This window comes from Nocardioides aquaticus (assembly GCF_018459925.1).
In the GTDB taxonomy this organism is placed as follows: Bacteria; Actinomycetota; Actinomycetes; order Propionibacteriales; family Nocardioidaceae; genus Nocardioides; species Nocardioides aquaticus.
In genome coordinates, this window is the sequence record NZ_CP075371.1 from 2,083,470 (window position 1) to 2,102,532 (window position 19,063).

Consider the following 19,063-nt stretch of genomic DNA (forward strand, 5'->3'; position numbering starts at 1 on the left):
GGGTCGATGCGCAGCCGGCCGGGGCCTCGTCGCGTCCGCCACTTAGGACGACCACGGTCCGGGGCCGGCGGTGGCTCGTTCTCCCCAGGCTCCGCCGCCCGGCCGACGGACGTCGGCGTGCGCCCGTAGACTCCGGACGTGGCAGGACGGATCCGCGAGGACGACATAGCGACGGTGCGTGAGAAGGCCCGCATCGACGACGTCGTCTCCTCCTACGTCACCCTGCGCAACGCCGGCGGCGGCTCGATGAAGGGGCTCTGCCCCTTCCACGACGAGAAGTCGCCGTCCTTCAACGTCAACCCCCAGCGTCAGTTCTGGCACTGCTTCGGTTGCGGCGAGGGCGGGGACGTCCTGTCGTTCCTGATGAAGATCGACGGGCTGTCCTTCGTCGAGGCCATCGAGCGGCTGGCCGAGAAGTACGGCGTGCCGCTGCGCCGTGAGGACGGTGACGACGACCGGCCCAAGGGACCCGGACGCGGGCGCCTCGTGGAGGCGCACAAGGTCGCCCAGGAGTACTACGCCGAGCAGCTCGGCACGCCGGCCGCCCAGCAGGCGCGCGACTTCCTGATCGGGCGCGGGTTCGACCAGGAGGCCGCCCTGACGTTCGGCGTCGGGTTCTCCCCGCGCGACGGGGACGCGCTGCTGAAGCACCTGCGGGGCCGTGGGTTCAGCCAGGACGAGCTGGTGGCCGGTGGCCTGGTCGGTGTGGGGCGCTCGGCGTACGACCGCTTCCGCGGCCGGCTGATGTGGCCGATCCGTGATCCCGGCGGCGACACCATCGGCTTCGGCGCGCGCCGGATCTTCGACGACGACCGGATCGAGGCGAAGTACCTCAACACCTCCGAGACGCAGATCTACAAGAAGAGCACCGTGCTCTACGGCCTCGACCTCGCCCGCCGGGAGATGGCCCGTTCCTCCCAGGCCGTCGTGGTGGAGGGGTACACCGACGTGATGGCCTGCCACCTCGCCGGGGTCGGCACGGCCGTGGCCACCTGCGGCACCGCCTTCGGCGACGACCACGCCCGCATCCTGCGCCGGTTCCTGCACGACCACGAGGAGTTCCGCGGCGAGGTCATCTTCACCTTCGACGGCGACGCCGCCGGGCAGAAGGCGGCGCTGAAGACCTTCGACGGCGACCAGAACTTCGTGTCGCAGACCTACGTCGCGGTCGAGCCCACCGGCCTCGACCCGTGCGACCTGCGGGTGCAGCAGGGGGACGCCGCGGTGCGCGAGCTCGTGGCCAAGCGGCTCCCGCTCTACCGTTTCGTGCTGTCCAACGTGGTCGGGAAGTACGACCTGGACCGCGCCGACGGTCGCGTCGACGCCGTGCGCGAGGGTGCCCGGCTGGTTTCCAGCATCCGGGACCGGTCGAAGGTCGACGCGTTCGCCCGCGAGCTGGCCGGCATGGTCGGCGCCGACCCCGACGACGTCCGCGCCGAGGTGCGGCGTGCGGCCGGTCGGCCGGCGCCCACCCAGCGGGGCGGACGCCCCGAGCGGAACGGGAGGGGGGAGCGCGACACGGCCACCACCGCCGAGCGCCCCGTCCGCAGCGCGGTGCCCGACCTGCGCGACCCGCGCTTCGCGATCGAGCGGGAGACCCTGAAGCTGGTCGTGCAGCACCCGATGGCCATCGGCCGCACCACCGCCGACATCGGCGACAACGACTTCACCCACCCGACCTACCGTGGTGTGTGGGCGGCGGTGGCCGCGGCAGGCGGCCCGTCGGCCGCAGCCGGCGACCCGTCGTGGGGGACCCGCGTCCGCGACGCCGCCACCGACCCCGCGGTCTCGTCGGCGATCAGCGCGCTGGGCGTCGAGCCGCTGAAGACGGCCAAGGAGCCGGACGCCCCGTACGTCCTCCTGCACGTGGTGCGGCTGATGGAGCTGACGGCTGCCCGACGGATCGCCGAGGTCAAGTCGCGCCTGCAGCGGACCAACCCCGTGGAGCATCCCGCCGAGTACAACCGGATGTTCGGGGAGCTGGCGGCGCTCGAGCAGCACCGCCGTCAGCTGCGCGACCGGATGGCCGGTCTGTGAAGGGCCTGCGCCGGCGCGACCCGATGCCGCCCGTCGACGTCGCGCCGGGGGAGCGGGTGCTGGCCTGGACGACGACCTCCGACGGGGGCGTGCTGGCCGGGACGCGGGACGCGGCCTACCTCCCCGGCGGTGCGCGCCTGCCGTGGGAGCAGGTCGAGAGCGCCGACTGGGACGTCGACGAGCAGCGCTTCACCATCGCTGAGGTTGGCACCTGGGGCCAGGTGCGGGCCGTCCACGAGATGGCCGTCCCGGACCCGCGCACCCTGCTGGAGCTGGTGCGCGAGCGGGTCACCGCCAGCATCGTGCTGCAGCGGCACGTCGCGGTGCACGGCAAGCGCGGCGTCCGGGTGATCGGTCGGCGGGCACCCTCCGGACGCCACCCGATCGTGTGGCTGACCGAGTACGACACCGGCGTCGAGCCCGAGGACCCGACCGCCGCGCGCGCCGCCGCGGACGCGCTCACCGCCGCTCGGGACGAGGTCGGCGACACCGGCCCCTGAACCGTCCACTGGTGCGGTCCCGACCGACGGGGACCGATTTTCCCCCCGGTCCGGGCGCTTGCTAATGTGTGCGCGCTGCACCCGATCCCCTGTAGCTCAATTGGCAGAGCATTCGGCTGTTAACCGGAGGGTTGTTGGTTCGAGTCCAACCGGGGGAGCAGAGAGAGGGCCTGACCTGCGAGTTCGTCTCGCGCGGTCGGGCCCTCTGTGCGTGGTCGCCCGCTGGCGCACGGGGCGACGGAGGGCAGCACGACGTGCCGTGCATGCCGGGCGCGTGGCTCTCGTGTGCAGGACCCGGTCCTCGTGCAGCGTCGGCGTCGCAGGCCGCGACGTCAGGTGAGGTCAGAAGAAGCGCCGCACCAGCGCGGCGAGCTCGCCTGGGCTGGAGACCTCGTCCTTGGCGCGGAAGAACTCGTCGAGATGGCCCGGAGCGACGATGAACAGGATGGTGGCCGGTCCGTCACCGTCGCCACCGTCGACGACGGTCCGGTAGGCGGCGAGGCTGCCGCCGGTGGACTCGTCGGAGCACGTGACCTCCGCGTCCCGGCCTGGAACACGTCGTCGACTCCATCCGGATCAGCAACGCTCCTGGCCGTGACGTCGCTACCGGGGGAGCAGCGGAACCCCGCCCGACCCGCGTGAGCGGGTCGGACGGGGTTCCTTCGTCACCGGACGGATGCTGCGGCGCCTACCTCCCTGCGACCAGGTTGGACCGCGGCGACTGCGCGCTGCCCCCGACCGCGTTGACGGCCTGCACCGTGAACCGGTAGTTGCCCACGACGGGGAGCGTCATCTGCAGCGACCGCGCCGTGGCGGGCTGCACCGCCGAGGTCGTCGTGGAGAGCACCGTCCCGATGATGCTCATCCGCAGCGCCCGGACCCGGTAGCCCGTGATGGGGGAGCCGCCGGTGGCGGTGGCCTCCGGCCAGGTCGCCGTGGCCGTGATCGGACCTCCTGCGGCACCGGGTGCCGCGGTGCCGATGGCGGGCCTGCCCGGGACCGTCACGGCCCTGGGGGTGACCACGTTCGAGGCCGCCGAGAGCGGCCCGACCCCCACCGCGTTGACCGCGAGGACACGGAAGTTGTACGCCGTGCCGTTGGTCAGCCCCGTGACGACGCTGCTGGTCGCCGTGGGCGGGATGCCGGCGACCGTGCGCACGATCGTCGTCCCCCGGAGCACCTGGATCCGGTACGAGGTGATCGCCGACCCGCCGTCGGCCGGTGCCCCCCAGCTGACCGTCGCCGAGGCGCTGCCGGCGGTGGCGCTGACGCCCGTCGGGGCGGCCGGAACAGTCGCACCCGGACCCGGGATGACCGGGTTGGACGCCGCGGACGGCTCCCCGGACCCGGCGTCGTTCACGGCGCGCACCTGGAGGGTGTACGTCGTGCCGTTGACGAGTCCGGTGACGACCCCGCTGGTGGCGGTCGGCGCGATGCCGGTCGCCGTCACGGGGACGCCGGTGCTCGGGGTGGCGACGATCTCGTAACCGGTGACCGCCGACGAGCCGTTGGGCGCCGGGGCGGTCCAGGACACGGTGGCCGAGGTGTTGCCCGCGGTCGCGGTGCCGATGGTCGGCGCCGCCGGGGTGGCGAGCGTGATCGTCCGGTCGGAGAACCGCAGCTGCTCGACGTTGCGGAGGGTGTCCGTCCCGTCGGCACCCGCGCCGCCGTCGTGCGCCACCGTGACGGTGCCGGCGTCGCTGGTGATGGTGTAGTCGGCGCGAGCGCCGGTGAACAACGCGGTGTCGGTGCCACCCGTACCGGTCAGGACCTCGCGGACCGCGACGATGTTGCCCGGGTCGACCCTGCCGGCGAACACGGCCTCCTGCAGCGTGGAGCCGGTCAGGGCTCCGGTGCTGTCCCGCAGGTACCGGCTGGTCATGGCGCTCTGCCCCGGACCCTCGATGCTCGCGCTGCCGATCTCGGTGGTCGGGTCCGCCGGGTCGGTCCGCACGCTCAGGCGGACGCTGAGGTACGCGTCGCCGTCCACGACGTCGTCGGCCCCACGACCCTCGATGAGGTCGCTGCCGGCGCCACCGAGCAGGATGTTGCCGGAGCCCCACACGTTGGGACCGCTCAGGATCGGGCAGTCCTGGGTCGCCGACTGCGCGACGACGTCGGCCAGCGGCGTGTCCAGGGTCGGCACGAGCAAGTCGAGACCGGCGATGCGGTCGACCCCGGCCCGGTCGAGGACGTCGCACCCGATGAACCCGGCGCCTCCGACCTGCGCCGGGACGATGTCGTCGCCTCGGAGCACGTCGTCGAACTTCCACCCGGACAGGGCCTCGGCCTCGTTGAACTTGTCGCGCACGCCCACCTGGAGGATGCCCAGCGGAGGGATCGGGAGCGCGAGGTCCAGGTCCTGCCGCTGTGGCTCTCCCTGCCCGATCTCCCAGTCGTAGCCCGAGGCTCCGGCGACCTTCTCGATGCCCGCTCCGCCGACACCGATGTCGTCGCCGCCCTCCATGTCGTAGTCGTCGTCGCCGCCCTGGCCGACGAGGATGTCGTGACCCGGCGTCTGGGAGTCGTCGAGGAAGAACAGGTTGCCGCTGTCCCCCTGCATGAGGTCGGGCTGGTCGCCGCCCTCCTCCCAGTCGTCCCCGCTGTCACCGAAGGCTGCGTCGAGGCTCTGGCCGAGGAGGACGAAGTCGTCGCCGGCCCCCGCGAAGGTCTCGTTGGCGTTGGCCCCACCGTTGGTGAAGTCGTTGCCGTTGCCGCCCATGAGGATGTCCAGCCCGATGCCGGCGTCGATCGCGTCGTCGCCGGGGCCACCCTTGGGAACGTCGTCCCCGGCGGTGTCGGTGATGATGTCGTCACCGTCGCCGCCGAGCGCGACGTCCGCCCCCGCACCGCCCTGGACGACGTCGTTGCCGAGGCCGCCCCAGAAGGTGTCGTTGTCGTTGCCGCCCCAGACACGGTCGACACCGGCGGTGCCGTTGTACACGCTCTGACCGTTGATGCCGGACGGGTCGACGGAGTTGAACTGGCGGTACTGGATCGTGCCGTCAGACTTCCTCAGCAGGAGCCTGTTCTCGTCGCACTCGGTCGACGGGTCGTCGTTGACGGACGTCGCGCCGACGGCGAAGCTGCCCGCCGCCGCGGGTGAGGTGAGGTTGCCCAGCTGGAACTTGCAGTCCGCCGTCGCGAACACGTCCGCCTTCAGGGTGTTGGTGCCCTCGGTGTTGCGCTCGATCAGCTCCGCGAACGAGTTGCCCTCGAGCTGCGCGCGCAGGTTCATGCCCGGCGTACGGGCCAGGTAGTAGAGCCGGTCACCGTTTTGGAGGTCGGTCATCTGGTTCTCGAACACGTAGTTGAAGGTGGTGCCGAGCAGGCCGCCGAACGGGGTGGTGTTCTCGGCCAGACCGCCGACCCACAGGTCGATGTCGTCCACCCCGGTGCTCGAGGTGGTGCCGGTGTCGGCCCAGGTGCCGGTGCTGTTCATGAAGTCGTCGGCGTCCTCAGGGACGTCGGGATCTCCCAGCACGGGGTTGACGAGCCGCCGCGCGGCGTCACGCCGCGACGCCAGGGTCGCCGGCCCGCCTCCGGGGGCCTGGAGGATGGTCGGGTGCCGGCCGTAGGCCGCGACGAAGTTGACCAACGACTCGGGGTGCTTGATGTTCTCCCCGAAGTCCACCCAGCTGATGTAGGGCTTCAGCTGGCCGTCGTTCGTCCGGTTGTACAGCTGGCGACGGAAGACGTTGAGCGGGGGCACTCCCTCGGACCGTGCCCGGGCCATGTTGACCGTGGCCAGGTCGAGGGGGAGCCCCAGCAGCTTGTTGCGCAGCGTGTCCGTCACGAACTCGTCGAGCTCGTTCCCGGTCTGGTCGGACATGCCCATCACGATGCTGCCGGCTGCCTGTGCCGGGCTCAGGTCCCCTGCGGAGCCGCCGTCGGTGTACGCGGGCGGGTTCAGGAACCCGTCGAGGAGCGAGATGTCGTTGCTCGACCCGTTGATGTTGGTGCGGGAGATCGTCTCGGTCAGCATGGAGTGGCCGAACCGGTAGACGGCATGGGCGAACTCGGCCCTGATCGCCGGGTTGAGGTCGGTCTGGGTGAAGGCGAACGGCTCGAAGGGGTTGATCGCGGGCTGGACCTTGCGGGCGAACTCCTCGAACACCAGGTGCTGGTACTCCATCTCCGTCACGAAACGTGCCGCCTGGAAGAGCCGCTCGCCGTACTCGAAGGTGGAGGCGCCGACGGCCTCGTAGCGTGCCTTGAGCGCCGCGTTGGCCGGCAGGTCCAAGGTGGCCCGGATGTCCTCCACGAGGCGGTCGTGCTCGGAGTGGAAGACCTGGTGGATGGCGGTCAGGCCGATGTTCTCGTTGACCCGACCGTCACCGGCGACGAAGTGCGCGTCGAGCATCTCGTCGTCGTAGGTCCCGGCCGGCTGGGTCGCGAAGTCGGCGGACGCCGTGGTGTCGGCGTCCGGCTCGAGACCCGGCTTGGGCTCGGCGTTGTGGGCGATGTCGGTCAGGAAGGGGGTGTCGAAGTGCAGGACGTCGGCCGGGACCGGGACCGGGGCGCTCGTGTCGCCCTCGACGAGTCCGGAGTCGGTCACGTACTGCGGCAGGCCGCGGAGCGGTCCGGGCAGGAAGTTCCCGTAGGCGTCGACGGCGAGCATCGGGACGTCGAGCACGTCGGCGTCGCTGAGCTCGAGTCCCAGCAGGTCGGCAGCCTGCTCCTTCGTCGTGGCCCAGGTGGCCATGCCGGTGTCCTGGCTGGCAGGGGCGCCGACCACGCCACCGAGCAGGCGTCCGGTCGCGACCGGACGGCCGGCGGAGTCGTTCGCGTACTCACGGAGGAACGCCTGGTGGGAGGCGTGCGAGGTGTAGGTCTGGCTCTGGTCGACCCAGGGAGAGTCGGTGTTCTTCGCCTCCTGGACGTCGTCCGAGGTGCCCATGACGTTGTCCGGGCCGGCCTGGTTCGCGGCGCGGGTCAGCACCATGAACCGCAGGTTCGGGTCGAGGTCGTCACCGTTGCCGAAGACGTGGTCCTTGCCCGCCACGAGCGGGTCGTCGTCCTTCAGGGGCACGAAGACCGTGCCGCCGCCCTTGACCGTCTGGTCGACGCCGTGGTCGAAGAACTGGCCGAAGAGGGTGAACATCGAGTTGTAGGGCGGGGAGAGACCCACGTCGGTGGTGACGTTGGGGATGAACAAGGTCTCGTACGACGGGGTGCAGTTCTCCGGGGCCGCTGCCACCGGAGGGTCGGCCAACGGGTCCGGGTCGGTCGTGCACGGCTGGACTCCCGGGTTGCCCTGCGTCCGGACGGGGAAGCCGGCCGCCGCGATGGCGGCGGGGTTCTTGAAGGTCTGGTCGACGATCAGGTTGCTGACGGTGCGGGGGCGCGTGTCGAAGACGTTGCCCGACTTCTGGGCGTAGCTCGTCGACCCTCCCGGCCCGAACCCGGCGGGGACGTCCTCGGCCGCCAGGTACCGCGAGTCGGCGAGACGTGGGAACAGCTCGTCGGCGGCGCCGTTCTTCTCCTGCCCCGGCACGAGGTTGTTGCAGGACCCGTCGACCGTCCGCAGCCCGAAGGACAGCAGGGGGCTGGAGAGCTGGTTCGGTCCGGTGCCGAGCAGGGCCCCGCAGGGGCCGGTGGCGGGGGTCGTGCCCGCGACGTGCGCCTCGGCGATCCTGATCTGCTTCAGGATGTAGGACAGGTCGGACGGGCTCACGGTGAAGCCCTGACCCACCGGGGCCGCGGCCGCGACGGCGACCGCCCCGGTCGGGGCGGTCGCTGCGCTTGCGGCCGGCACGCCGGCGGCCTCGACGACGAGGACTGCTGGGACCGTCATGGCGGTGAGCAGGGCCACGAGACGACGGCCCCGGTTTCGAGCCGTCCGCCGTCGGTGATCACCTGGTGGGGGAGCCGACCGAGCGGATGTTCCTCCGGACGCCGATCCTCGTTGACTGAACCTCATGACAACCCCCGCTTCGCTAGACGATTGCCGTCACCGTGGACCTCCCGCCTTGGGGAATCCTGGGGCGGCGCGCCCCGGCCCTCAGGGTCCGTGCGGGGGTGCCTCTTCCGTGCCGGACCGGGGTTCGAGGCTGGCGCTGCGGACGAGGCGTCGCTGGCCCGGTGTCTCCACGGCTCCGGCCCGGTAGCTCGTGCGCACCCAGGTCACGGCGTCCTCCGCGGGGAGCCCGGCGTACCGCGCCAGGACGGCGATCGCCGTGCCGGTCCGCCCGGTGCCCCCGTTGCAGGCGATCTCGACCCTCGTCGTGGCCGCACGCTCGAAGGCGTCGCGAAGCGCCACGAGCGCGTCCGGGGTCGAGTGAGGCAGGCGGAAGTCCGGCCAACGGATCCACCATGACTCCCAACCGGCCTCACGGTGCTCCCTCGCCGTGAGGTACAGCCCGAGCTCCGGCGCGTGGTCTCCTACCGTGGTCGTGCCGTCGCGGAGCCCGCGACCGCGGACGCGCCGTCCGTCCGGCAGGGTGACGACTCCTGCCCAGCGTGCATCCCACGTACCCATCGGCGCCGTGTCCCGAGCGTCCCGCGGGAAGGGAGGCCTCAGCCGCCCCAGCCCATCGGGAACTCCTCGAAGGCGGTCGCCATCGCGACCCCCATCCGCTGCCCGGTCGGCCGGGCGATGCCCTCGAGGAACTCCCGCGGGTCGAAGTGCTCCCAGCCCAGGCCGTCGATGTAGGCGCGGTGGGCGTCCAGCGAGGCGACGCCCGCGTCGAAGGTCGCCGTCACGTCGACGCCGTGCTCGGCCAGCGGCGACCCGTGCGCCCACACCGCGCGCACCCCACCCCACGGCTCGAGGCCGTCGACCAGCTGCTCCGGGAAGACCCACCGGTTGCCGGCGTCGCGCACGGCGTCCAGCGTGGCGCGGCCGACGGCGATGTGGTCGGCCTGGTTGAGGTTCCGTCCACCCCAGGTGTCGCGCGGGTTGTTGGTCAGCACGACGTCGGGGCGATGGCTTCGCACGGCGTGGGCGATCGCGCGGCGCAGGGGCACGCCGTACTCGAGGACACCGTCGGGCAGGCCCAGGAACTCGACGTCGTCCACGCCGACCAGCCGGGCCGAGGCCACCTGCTCGCCCTCGCGCACGCGCCGGCACTCGTCGGGGTGCAGGCCGTCGATGCCGGCCTCGCCGGAGGTCACCATGCAGTACGCGACCCGCTTGCCCTGCCCGGTCCAGCGAGCGACGGCCGCCGCCGCGCCGAACTCGAGGTCGTCGGGGTGGGCGACCACGCAGAGCGCCGTCGCCCAGGTCTCGTCCAGCGGCTCGAGGGGGTCCAGGGGTGCTGCCGGCTGCTCGGTCATGCACCGAGCGTCCCACGCCCGCGGCCGGGCCCGTCGCGATCGACCCCCGAGGGTGACTCGGGCCCGCCCCGGCACGGGTAGACAGGGGCCATGACCTACAAGCTCAGCCGCCTCATGTCCACCGCCACCGCCGGGTACGGCGTCTTCGCCCTCGCCCAGCCCGCCCACCTCGGCAAGGCCGTCGAGGCGCCGTCGTCCGAGATGGGCGCCTGGGAGGTCCTGGCACGCACCTACGCCGTGCGCGACCTGGCGATCAGCTCCTTCGGGATGTTCGGCCGCTCGGGTCGCACCGTGCGGACCGCGATGAAGCTGCGGATCCTGAACGACGTCGGTGACGGCCTCGTGCTCGCCGCGCGGACCTCCGACCCCGACGTGCGCCAGAAGGTGCTGGCCGTGACGATGGGCTGGGCCGCGCTGAACGCCGTGGCGCTGGCCGTCGACTCCCGTCGCAACGACGACGGGTCCTCGCTCAGCCTCCGCTGAGCTCGGGGTCGACGGTCGACCGCATCCGGCGTACCGGCGACAGCGCCACCGGGATGGTGGCGCACGCCATCACGACCGCCCCGACCACGGCCCCGCGGTAGGCCCCGGCGGTGTCGACGAGCAGACCGGCACCCAGGGCGCCGACGGCCAGCGCGCCCCATGACAGGAAGCGGTAGGCGGCGTTGACCCGGCCGCGGAGCGCCTCGGGCACCGCGAGCTGCCGCACCGTGACGGCCTGGGAGTTGGCGACCCCGATCCCGACGCCGGAGACGAGGAAGGCGGCCGCGAGCAGCAGGACCCGCCACGTCGAGCCCGAGGTGAGTGCGACGACGGCGAGGGGCGCGGAGTTGCCCACCAGCATGGCCGCCACCAGGCCCGGGCCGTACCCGACGGCGCACGTCAGTCGCGCGCTGAGGGCGCTCCCCGCGAAGGCGCCCACGCCGCCGGCAGTCAGCACCAGTCCCAGGACCAGCGGACCCAGGTCGTAGGTCCGCACGACCAGGATGATGACCGACAGCATCAGCAGCTCGTTGCCGAGGTTCCAGATCGTGGCCTCGGCGGCCAGCGCCCGGACCCGTCGATGACGGCAGAGGGCGCGGACCCCGGCCCAGGCCGCGGCCCAGCCCGGCTCCGTGGCCGGGGCCGGCTGCTCCTCGACCGTGCGGACCTGGCGCAGGAAGAGGGCCGATCCCAGGTAGGCGAGCCCGTTCACCACCAGCGCCCACGGTGCCGTGATCACCTGCACCAGCGCCCCTCCGACCCCTTGCCCCCCGATGCCCAGCGCGGAGTGGGTGGCGGTGATCCGGGCGTTCCCGTCCGGGAGCTGGGTCGGCGTGAGGACCTGGGGGAGGAACGAGAAGTCGGCCATGGTGTAGAGGACGGTGCAGGCACCGACGACAGCCACCAGGGCGACCAGGACCGGCACGCTCAGGACCGCCGTGAGCGCGAGACCGGCGACGGTGAGCAGCAGCACCCCGCGCAGCAGGTCGGCCTGCACCATGAGCCGACGGCGGGGCCGCCGGTCGACGAGGACGCCGAGGGGCAGGGTCAGCAGCAGGAACGGCGCGAACTGGGCCACGCGCACCCACGACAGCTCGGTGGGCGAGGCGTGGAGGACGACGAGCGCGAGCACCGGCACCGCGAGCTCCCCGACCTCGGACCCGGCGACCGACATCGTGCTCGCCCGCCAGAGCGCCCGGAACTCGGTGGACGCCCAGGCGCTCGTCTCAGTAACCGTCTTCATGGTCACGAAGGTTATCGACGCGCCGCCGGGTGGTGCAACCACCAAGGCGCCGACGACGGTTACAGTTGCCCGGATGGAGACGGATGCGGGCCCGCAGGCCCCGGGCGAGCTGGAGCTCGTGCGCGCCTTCGTGAACACCCTCGACGTCGAGGACGGTGTCGAGGCGCTCGCCGGTCCTGCGGACCTCGACGCCTGGGCACGCGAGCGGGGGTGTCCGCCCCCGGGGGCAGCGGCCGCCGACCTCGCCCGCGTCCTCGAGCTGCGCGAGGCGCTGCGGTCGCTCCTGCTCGCCCACCACGACGGCGCCGCGGCCGACGTCGGGGCGCTGGGTGTCGTCGACGACGCCATGTCGTGGGGCGTGGTGCGGCCGAGCCTGGCCGCCGGAGGCCTCACCTGGCGTGCCGCCGGCCATGGTGTGCCCGGGCTCGTCGGGCGGTTGATGTCGGCGGTCTCGGCCGCTGTGGTCGACGGCACCTGGTCGCGACTCAAGGTGTGCGGCAACGACACCTGCCGCTGGGCGTTCTACGACCACTCACGCTCGCGCACCGGCCGCTGGTGCTCCATGAAGGTCTGTGGCAACCGGGCCAAGCAGCAGAAGTTCAAGCAGGCTCTCCGGGACTGAGGGGACGTCGTGGCGACGTCCCTGCTCGTGTGCTCGGCACCCGCCGCTAGAGTTCCTCGGCGTCGCCCGGGGCGGTAGCTCAGTCGGTCAGAGCAGAGGACTCATAATCCTTGGGTCGTGGGTTCGAGCCCCACCCGCCCCACCATCAGCCACAACGCGAGTGCCGAGTCCCGCACGACGACAACCCGAGGCGAGCCGCTGCGCGACGTCCTCGACTGACGCATCGCACTGCGACGGGCCGGCCCCTCTCACGGACCTCCCGGCGACACCGCGTCACTGGACCTGACTCAGCGTGTTCGAGGCCAGGGTGACGGTGCCGAGGGAGAGGGCCCGGCCCTCCAAGGTGGTGCCGGCGCCGAGGGTGATCGCGCCCCGCGCGAGGACGGAACCTGCCAGCGACGAGTTGGCGCCGCTGCCTGCAGCTCCGGTGACGATCCAGAAGACGTTGCTGGCCTGCGCGCCGCCGGCGAGGACGACCGTGCTGCCGGCTGAGGTGTTGAATGCCGCATCGGTCTGGAAGATGAAGACGGAGTTCGGGTCTCCCTCACCGTCGAGGACGACGGCGCCCGTCAGGGCGAGCGCTGCGGTGATGTGGTGCACCCCGCCGTGGAACGTCCGCCCGCCGAGATCGCCGGCGATCTCGGTGTGCGGGAGGCGGGTCGACGCATCGTCGAGGGCAGCGACCAGCTCGTCGCGGGCTGTTGACGCGACGGCGTCGGCGGCGTGGATGCTGCCGTCCAGGGTGCCCCCTTCGGAGGGTCCGAACCCGGTGACGGAGGCGGAGGGGCTGACGCCGAGGTCGCCGCTCAGGTGGGTGAGTCCGGTGCTGACGACGCCGGTGCTGGCCAGCACGGAGAACGAGGCGGCGGTGCCGAGAACCACCGGCTGCGGGTTCACCTCGACGGTGAGGGCCTGGGCGGCGCTGGCGCCGTCGCCGCTGGGTGCGCGCACCTTGGCGACGACCTGATGGACGCCTGCAGCCAGGGTGGAGGCGGTGACGGCCCAGGTGCCGTCGACCGCAGCGGTGGTGGACAGGACCTGTCCCTCGAGGGTCACGGTGACCGGACTTGCTGCGGGCGCAGTGGTGGTGCCGGAGATGGTCGGGGTGGGATCCTTGCTGGTCCGGGTCGCACCACCGGCGATCGTCATCGTGGGTGGCAGGTCGGAGGTGAACCGGACGCTGTTGCCGGCCAGGGTGACGGTGCCGGTGGAGAGCGCACGTCCGGTGAGCGCGGTCCCGGCGCCGAGGGTGATCGCCCCGTGCGACAGGATGGTGCCTGCCAGCTGGGAGGCCGCGCCGGCGCCGGCGGCGCCGGCGACCACCCAGAAGACGTTGGCAGCCTTCGCCCCGCCGACGAGCTGGATGCGGGCGCCGGCGGCGGTGTCGAACGCGGCGTCCGCCTGGAACACGAAGGTCGCGTCGGGGTCCTGCTGGGCGTCCAGGGTCAGGACTCCTGTGAGCGCGAGGGCGGCGGTGCTGTGGTAGACGCCGGGCCCGAGGGTACGTCCACCGAGGTCACCGACCAGCTCGTTCTCCGCGGGGACGGGCCTCGCAGCCAGCTCGGCGTAGGCCAGGGCCGTGGCTTCCTGGGCGTGGGCCGCCTCCACGCCACCGGCGTGGAGCTCGCCACCGACGTCGTGCGGGCCCAGACCTGAGATCGCAGTTCCGGGGCTCACCCCGACATCGCCGCTGATCGACGACACGCCGGTGTTGACGACCGCGGTGCCGGCGAGCACCGAGAAGGTCCGGGCGGCGCCGAGCAGTGGGGGCGCGGTCACCGCGAACTCCGTGCTCGTCGCGGCCGTGAGTCCAGGGCTGGTGGCGACCAGGGTGTACCCCCTGCTGGGGCGGTCGAGGGACAACCCGGCGAAGGAGACCCTTCCTTCGACGTCGGTGTCCCGGGTCGTCACCCCGGCCAGGGTGCCGTCGGCCGGGTTCTCGGCGACGGCGATGGTCACCGGCACCCCGGCGGTCGCCACGGGTTGGTCGGATGCGGTGCGCAGGGACACCGTGACCGGTGGTGTGATCGGGGTGTCCACGGTGACGTCGCTCGGCTCGGTGTCGAAAGCGAGCACGGAGGCGGTACGGACGCTGACCACCTCGCTCGGGGCGCTGGGTGCAGTCCACGAACCGTGGGCCGAGACCGCGACGACGACGTAGGTGTGGTCGCCGTCGGGCACGGGGGCATCGGTGCAGCTGAAGCCGGGCGTCAGCTGGGTGGGGGCGGTCGCGCAGGCCGGCTCCACCGTGGCCGGGCTGTTCGCGGCTGCGGCCGTGTGCCGGGTGAGGTAGTACCCGGCGGGTGCGACGCCGCCGGGCCCCGAGGCCCAGGAGATGTCCACCTCCGAGCCCGCGGCCGGCGCCGTCGTGACGTCCACCGGGGAGGTGAGGGTGCCCGTCGTGGCCGTTCCGGTCCCGGACGAGCTCACGGTCCAGTAGGCGCCCGCCGGTGATTCCGCGGAGGCGACCAGCGCCATCACCAGCAGGGCGAAGGAAGCGGTCAGCGTCCTGGCGCGACGGGCCGCAGCTGCCCGCTTCCGACCAGTGGCTCGGCTCATCTTCGGCGACAGCAATCTGTTGGCGTGCGCGTTCGGAGCGGTGGGGGTCGCCCCGCCACGCCTGGCTAGTGCGGGTGGTGACCCGCACCAGCGCGACGTGGCTGTGCGACACGCAGGTCCCTGGTTCCGGGCCAGGGACTCGATCAGGTGGCGGTGTAGGCGATTACGAGCTGGGCGTTCTTGCAGGCGTCCTGGTTCGTCGCAGGGTCGTTGTCGAACTCGATCGTCAGGTTGCCCCACGACCCCACCCCCGTGCCCACGGGGATCTGGGAGTCCACGGCCCCCGTGCCGGCGATGGTGTAGTCGCCGGCGTCGCAGCCGACCAGGGTGGCGCCACTTCCGTCGTTGACCTCGCTGATCGTCGCACTCACGGCGGAGATGTAGACGGGTCCGTCGTTGGTGGTGTTGGTGAAGTCGCCACTCAACGCCTGGGTGCCTGAACCGGGTGCCAGGTCGGTCACCGTGCTTGTCTGGTTGATCTCGACAGCCGACGTCGTCCCGGTGTCGGCGTCACCCTCACCGGACCCGGTGGTGGTCCAGTAGGCGAAGGCCGCGGCAGCGACCGTCAGTCCGGCGGCCGTCATCGCGGCGACCTTCTTCTTGCGGGTGAACCGCTTCGGCGCGCCGTCGTGGTGGGTGTCGGTCTCGATCTCGGAGCTGCTGCTGTTCATGGGACTCCCTTTTCGCCTGGCGCCCCGGTCGAGCCCGATCTCTCGCGTGGCCTCTGCGCCGCCGGTTCGCACCGGTGATGCCGTGTCGCTGGAAGGAACAACTCAGATGAGTCGCTCCTGCGACAACCTGAATCTCGGTGCCGTCGAGCCGCAAGTTGAACGGAAGGCTGGTGGGGCTAGTCCGGTCGGACCGGAGCTGCCGCTCTGGAGGCAGGTCCGAGACCCGGCACTCGACAGTGCCGGGCCGGGTCGTGGGGTGCGATCCCCACTTGCCCCACGTGGATCCACACGGGTCCAGCCGATCCTCGGCACGTCTCCGGTCGTTGCCGGTCCCTGGTCGGACGACGAACGCCCCCGCCGGTCCTGGGGGGAGGGTCGGCGGGGGCGTCCGGAAGACCGGCGCGGCTCGGGGCCCCACCGGTCGGGGGAAACGGTACGGCGCACGCGTGCGGCAGCCGAACCCGGGCAGCATGACCTCGCCCACTCCCGCACGACGACCAGCGTCGTCGTGCCGGGCCGCGGCGGTCCTGGGCGGGTTCCCTGGCAGAGTGCGACCCATGGACGCGCTGCAGCCCTGCCCGTGCGGGAGCGGGTCTCCGTACGCCTCCTGCTGCCGGCGGGCGCACCTGGGGGAGCCGTCACCGACCGCGGAGGCGTTGATGAGGTCGCGCTACAGCGCGTACGCCCTCGGTGAGGCCGACCACCTGTTCCGCACGTGGCACCCCCGGACCCGGCCGCCCGAGGTGCGCGGCGTCCCGGACCTGACGTGGGAGGGGCTCGTCGTCACCCGGGTGGAGGACGGCGGGCCCGGTGACGAGGCGGGGCTGGTCGGCTTCGAGGCGCACTGGCGCTCGACCTCGACGGGGGAGCAGGGCGTGCTCCGCGAGCTCAGCCGCTTCGAACGACGGCGGAGCCGCTGGGTCTACGTCGGGGCCGACCCGGAGGGATGAGGACGGCCCACGTCCGTCTGGCACGGTGGGCGGCATGGACGAGCAGACGGCCCGCCAGGTCGCTTCCGGGGCGCCGATCCTCGAGACCAGCCCCGAGGCGCTGACCCGGTTCGCACCTGACCACGTCGGGCAGGTGCTGGCCCTCCCGCGCGACGAGGGCTGGCAGCTGATGGGCGTCGTGCGGTCGGACGTCTCGCGCACCGAGCGCGAGACCTTCGAGCAGTGGGCGCGCGAGCGTTTCTACGTCGTCGCCGTGAGCGGGAGCTTCGGCGACGACGGGTGGCTCGACCGAGGTGACGGGGGGTGGCAGCTGACGGCCCGGGCCGTCGAGATGCCACCCGACCCCTTCACCTGACCCACCGGCGGTAGGTCTTGCCCGTCCCTCAGGCGCCGCGGCCCGTGGAGGACTGGAGGCGCTCGATGTGGTCCGAGGCCGCAGCCTTGGTGAGGTCCGCCGGCAGCGTCTCGCCGGCCTCGCGGGCCAGCGTGTCGAGGTACGACTTCTGCGCGCCGGTCATCGGCTCGTCGCCGGTGACCCAGTCGTCGGTGTCCTTCTCCGCGTTGGAGGGGCTGGGGTTCTCGGCGCCGAGCACCTCGTCGGTGGACGAGTCGGCCTCGTTCGCTCCTGTGTTCGAATCACTCATGGAGCCACCGTACGACCAGCTGCTCACCCCTCGGGGTCGACCCGGTGCGGTCTCAGGCGCTGTGTGCCGGGTCCGCGGTCATCGCCCGGTAGGTCTCCTGGTAGAGCGCCAGCTGGGCACGGCCGCGTCGTAGGGCGCCGTCGGCGGCCGGGACGAGCAGCTCGGCGCCGTCGGTGGTCCCGCTGTCGCCGTGCGACTCCAGGGCGCGCAGCGGCTCGACCGCCACCACCGTCCCGAGGTTCAGCGCACTGCCCAGCAACCGGTGGGCGCTGGCCCGCAGCCGGTTGGCATCCCCAGCGGCGATGATCTCGCGGAACACCGCAGGAGCCTCGAGGGAGTTGCGGACGAAGTTGGCCACGGCCCGGTCCAGGTAGGACGTGTCCCCGGGGTCGAGGTCCCTCAGCTCGTCGAGGCGTTCGACGTCCAGTCCGGCGATGGACGGGGTCGGGGGGAGGTGCATGGCGGCTCCCGCCTCTCCGGCCCGCGGGGGGTCAGGCCTCGTCAGCGATCAGGTATCGGTCCGTCGCCGGGTCGTAGGCGAGCTGGAGCCCGACGTCGTCGACGAACTCGCCCCCGTTCGCGGTGCGGTAGGTGTAGGTATACCCGACCGTCAGGCTCTCCGGGTCGACTTCGGAGAACTCGGGCTGCTGCACCGACGTGACCTGTCCCCAGAACCCCGTGTAGCCCGACAGGCCGCCGCTCTCCTGCTGGAACGACGGCGTGAGCATCGCGAACCCTGCGTCGGGGTCGGAGGCCGCGGTCTGCAGGTACCCGGAGACGAAGGACCGCATCCCTGCCGCCGTGGGGGCGGCCGGCGACGGCTCGTCGGACGGGTCGGCCGACTCGGACGGGGGCGACGGGTCGCTCGTCGCGGACGGCGCGGGGTCGGCGGCCGGTGGTGCCTGCTGGTCGTCGGGCAGCAGGAGGAAGAAGACGATCGCGGCGAGCAGGAGGGCCACCAGGGCGGCCAGCGCGAGCAGCGGGCCTCGTCGCCTCGTGCGCTCGGGGGCTGGGTCGGTCCCGGCGGTGGAGGCGCCCGGCTCGACGGCGGGCGGCTCGACGGCGGGCGGCTCGACGGCGGGCGGCGTGACGGCGCTCCAGGCTGCGGGGTCCGGCACCGGGGTGGTGACCTGGGTGGCGTCGACCGGCGGCACCGCGGCCACGGGACGGGTGCGGTCCTGGTCCACCGCCGGCGTCTCGCGAGGGCCGGCCTGCAGGTAGGAGGTGACGTGCGCCATGCTCCACCGCCGGTCGGGGTCGCGCACCATGGTGGCGGCCAGCAGCGGGGCGAGCCAGCCGGCGTCGTCGAGGACCGGCGGCTCCTCGTGGACGATCCGGTAGAGACCGCCCACGATGTTGTCGCCCACGTCGTAGGGCGGGTGCCCAGAGAGCAGGTGGAACAGCGTGGCCCCGAGGGACCACACGTCGCTGGCCGTCGTGGCGGGGGCGCCGGAGGCCACCTCCGGGGCCAGGTACGCCGGGGATCCGCTGACCAGCCCGGTCTGGGTGAGCGTGAGGTCGCCCTGGGCGCGGGCGATGCCGAAGTCGAGCAGCTTGGCCTCGCCCGCTGCGGTGAGCAGGATGTTGGACGGCTTGACATCGCGGTGCACGATGCCGCTGGCGTGCGCGGTGGCCAGGGCGCCGGCGGCGTCGGCGAGGATGGCACCGGCGCGGTCGACGTCGAGCGGACCGTCGTCGCGCACGGTCTGGGACAGGCTGCGGCCCTCGACGTACTCCATCACGAGCCACTGCTCCTCGTGCTCCTCGACGAGGTCGAAGACGGCAACGACGTGGCGGTGGTTCAGGCTGGCCGCGATCCGGGCCTCGCGCTCCGCGCGCTTCAGGTCGGCCGCGTGGTCGTCGTCGAGGCCAGGTGCCCGGCCGACCCGCTTGATGGCGACGGCACGGCCGAGGAGCTCGTCGCGCCCGAGCCAGACCGCACCCATGCCGCCGCGCCCGATCTCCCGCTCGAGGGAGTACCTGTTCGCGATCACACCTCGTCCGTCCTGGTCGTGGTCCGTCCGGACCGCCTGTCACCGACCTGCGTGGCCACCGTTCACCCTAGGGGGCCGCGGG

Annotated in this window: 15 protein-coding genes and 2 tRNA genes; 8 read left to right on the plus strand and 9 right to left on the minus strand. The window is 72.5% G+C overall.

Annotation, left to right across the window (positions count from 1 at the left end):
- Positions 1–138: 138 nt before the first annotated feature.
- The 3 genes from dnaG to ENKNEFLB_RS10095 all read left to right on the plus strand — a co-directional run bounded on the left by dnaG (position 139) and on the right by ENKNEFLB_RS10095 (position 2,695).
- Positions 139–2,037: a DNA primase gene (gene dnaG, locus ENKNEFLB_RS10085; protein WP_214059061.1), complete on the plus strand. Its 1,899-nt coding sequence runs from the start codon at positions 139–141 to the stop codon at positions 2,035–2,037.
- Positions 2,034–2,537, plus strand: a complete 504-nt coding sequence (locus ENKNEFLB_RS10090; protein ID WP_214059062.1) for a hypothetical protein — start codon at positions 2,034–2,036, stop codon at positions 2,535–2,537. The genes dnaG and ENKNEFLB_RS10090 overlap by 4 nt, the downstream gene beginning before the upstream one ends.
- Before the next feature lie 85 nt (positions 2,538–2,622).
- Positions 2,623–2,695 (plus strand) — tRNA-Asn (locus ENKNEFLB_RS10095).
- Positions 2,696–3,225: 530 nt separating this feature from the next.
- On the opposite strand, the gene ENKNEFLB_RS10100 is transcribed toward ENKNEFLB_RS10095, so the two are convergent.
- The 3 genes from ENKNEFLB_RS10100 to ENKNEFLB_RS10110 form a co-directional block, all read right to left on the minus strand.
- Positions 3,226–8,334: a peroxidase family protein gene (locus ENKNEFLB_RS10100; RefSeq protein WP_214059063.1), complete on the minus strand. Its 5,109-nt coding sequence runs from the start codon at positions 8,332–8,334 to the stop codon at positions 3,226–3,228.
- A gap of 207 nt (positions 8,335–8,541) precedes the next feature.
- On the minus strand, positions 8,542–9,018 hold the full coding sequence (locus ENKNEFLB_RS10105; RefSeq protein ID WP_214059064.1) for a protein-tyrosine phosphatase family protein: 477 nt from the start codon (positions 9,016–9,018) through the stop codon (positions 8,542–8,544).
- A gap of 38 nt (positions 9,019–9,056) precedes the next feature.
- Complete coding sequence (locus tag ENKNEFLB_RS10110; protein WP_214059065.1) at positions 9,057–9,815, minus strand: PIG-L deacetylase family protein; 759 nt, start codon at positions 9,813–9,815, stop codon at positions 9,057–9,059.
- A 90-nt stretch (positions 9,816–9,905) separates the two neighbouring features.
- Here ENKNEFLB_RS10110 and ENKNEFLB_RS10115 point away from each other — a divergent pair, with 90 nt between their 5' ends.
- Complete coding sequence (locus ENKNEFLB_RS10115) at positions 9,906–10,298, plus strand: hypothetical protein (RefSeq protein WP_214059066.1); 393 nt, start codon at positions 9,906–9,908, stop codon at positions 10,296–10,298.
- Here ENKNEFLB_RS10115 and ENKNEFLB_RS10120 read toward each other — a convergent pair.
- Positions 10,285–11,541 carry an MFS transporter gene (locus tag ENKNEFLB_RS10120; RefSeq protein WP_214059067.1) on the minus strand — a complete coding sequence of 419 codons (1,257 nt, stop codon included), beginning with the start codon at positions 11,539–11,541 and terminating at the stop codon, positions 10,285–10,287. The genes ENKNEFLB_RS10115 and ENKNEFLB_RS10120 overlap by 14 nt on opposite strands.
- Positions 11,542–11,614: 73 nt before the next feature.
- Here ENKNEFLB_RS10120 and ENKNEFLB_RS10125 point away from each other — a divergent pair, with 73 nt between their 5' ends.
- Entirely contained in the window at positions 11,615–12,163 is a 549-nt protein-coding gene (locus ENKNEFLB_RS10125; RefSeq protein WP_214059068.1) for a CGNR zinc finger domain-containing protein, read from the plus strand.
- Positions 12,164–12,231: 68 nt separating this feature from the next.
- Positions 12,232–12,308 (plus strand) — tRNA-Ile (locus tag ENKNEFLB_RS10130).
- A 128-nt stretch (positions 12,309–12,436) separates the two neighbouring features.
- On the opposite strand, the gene ENKNEFLB_RS10135 is transcribed toward ENKNEFLB_RS10130, so the two are convergent.
- Positions 12,437–14,722 (minus strand): ice-binding family protein, encoded by a 2,286-nt coding sequence (locus ENKNEFLB_RS10135; RefSeq protein WP_214059069.1) that lies wholly within the window; start codon positions 14,720–14,722, stop codon positions 12,437–12,439.
- A 143-nt stretch (positions 14,723–14,865) separates the two neighbouring features.
- The gene (locus tag ENKNEFLB_RS10140) at positions 14,866–15,393 is read right to left on the minus strand and encodes a hypothetical protein (protein WP_214059070.1); all 528 of its coding nucleotides are present in this window, start codon (positions 15,391–15,393) and stop codon (positions 14,866–14,868) included.
- Between the two features lie 557 nt (positions 15,394–15,950).
- Here ENKNEFLB_RS10140 and ENKNEFLB_RS10145 point away from each other — a divergent pair.
- Both ENKNEFLB_RS10145 and ENKNEFLB_RS10150 read left to right on the plus strand, forming a co-directional pair.
- Positions 15,951–16,343 (plus strand): YchJ family protein, encoded by a 393-nt coding sequence (locus ENKNEFLB_RS10145; protein ID WP_214059071.1) that lies wholly within the window; start codon positions 15,951–15,953, stop codon positions 16,341–16,343.
- Between the two features lie 34 nt (positions 16,344–16,377).
- Positions 16,378–16,698, plus strand: a complete 321-nt coding sequence (locus ENKNEFLB_RS10150; protein ID WP_214059072.1) for a hypothetical protein — start codon at positions 16,378–16,380, stop codon at positions 16,696–16,698.
- A 28-nt stretch (positions 16,699–16,726) separates the two neighbouring features.
- Here ENKNEFLB_RS10150 and ENKNEFLB_RS10155 read toward each other — a convergent pair whose 3' ends face one another.
- From ENKNEFLB_RS10155 to ENKNEFLB_RS10165, 3 genes are read right to left on the minus strand one after another with little or no spacing between them, the layout of a single operon-like run.
- A complete protein-coding gene (locus tag ENKNEFLB_RS10155; protein WP_214059073.1) occupies positions 16,727–16,987 on the minus strand; it encodes a DUF3072 domain-containing protein in 261 nt (86 codons plus the stop codon).
- A gap of 52 nt (positions 16,988–17,039) precedes the next feature.
- The gene (locus ENKNEFLB_RS10160) at positions 17,040–17,447 is read right to left on the minus strand and encodes a hypothetical protein (RefSeq protein ID WP_214059074.1); all 408 of its coding nucleotides are present in this window, start codon (positions 17,445–17,447) and stop codon (positions 17,040–17,042) included.
- A 31-nt stretch (positions 17,448–17,478) separates the two neighbouring features.
- The gene (locus tag ENKNEFLB_RS10165) at positions 17,479–18,981 is read right to left on the minus strand and encodes a serine/threonine-protein kinase (RefSeq protein ID WP_214059075.1); all 1,503 of its coding nucleotides are present in this window, start codon (positions 18,979–18,981) and stop codon (positions 17,479–17,481) included.
- Between the last annotated feature and the right edge of the window lie 82 nt (positions 18,982–19,063).

Coding starts and splice junctions, on each gene's coding strand:
- ENKNEFLB_RS10115 (WP_214059066.1), top strand. CDS start 9,906: ATGACCTACAAGCTCAGCCGCCTCATGTCCACCGCCACCGCCGGGTAC.
- ENKNEFLB_RS10160 (WP_214059074.1), bottom strand. CDS start 17,447: ATGCACCTCCCCCCGACCCCGTCCATCGCCGGACTGGACGTCGAACGC.
- ENKNEFLB_RS10120 (WP_214059067.1), bottom strand. CDS start 11,541: ATGAAGACGGTTACTGAGACGAGCGCCTGGGCGTCCACCGAGTTCCGG.
- ENKNEFLB_RS10125 (WP_214059068.1), top strand. CDS start 11,615: ATGGAGACGGATGCGGGCCCGCAGGCCCCGGGCGAGCTGGAGCTCGTG.
- ENKNEFLB_RS10150 (WP_214059072.1), top strand. CDS start 16,378: ATGGACGAGCAGACGGCCCGCCAGGTCGCTTCCGGGGCGCCGATCCTC.
- ENKNEFLB_RS10135 (WP_214059069.1), bottom strand. CDS start 14,722: ATGAGCCGAGCCACTGGTCGGAAGCGGGCAGCTGCGGCCCGTCGCGCC.
- ENKNEFLB_RS10105 (WP_214059064.1), bottom strand. CDS start 9,018: ATGGGTACGTGGGATGCACGCTGGGCAGGAGTCGTCACCCTGCCGGAC.
- ENKNEFLB_RS10145 (WP_214059071.1), top strand. CDS start 15,951: ATGGACGCGCTGCAGCCCTGCCCGTGCGGGAGCGGGTCTCCGTACGCC.
- ENKNEFLB_RS10155 (WP_214059073.1), bottom strand. CDS start 16,987: ATGAGTGATTCGAACACAGGAGCGAACGAGGCCGACTCGTCCACCGAC.
- ENKNEFLB_RS10110 (WP_214059065.1), bottom strand. CDS start 9,815: ATGACCGAGCAGCCGGCAGCACCCCTGGACCCCCTCGAGCCGCTGGAC.
- ENKNEFLB_RS10100 (WP_214059063.1), bottom strand. CDS start 8,334: ATGACGGTCCCAGCAGTCCTCGTCGTCGAGGCCGCCGGCGTGCCGGCC.
- ENKNEFLB_RS10140 (WP_214059070.1), bottom strand. CDS start 15,393: ATGAACAGCAGCAGCTCCGAGATCGAGACCGACACCCACCACGACGGC.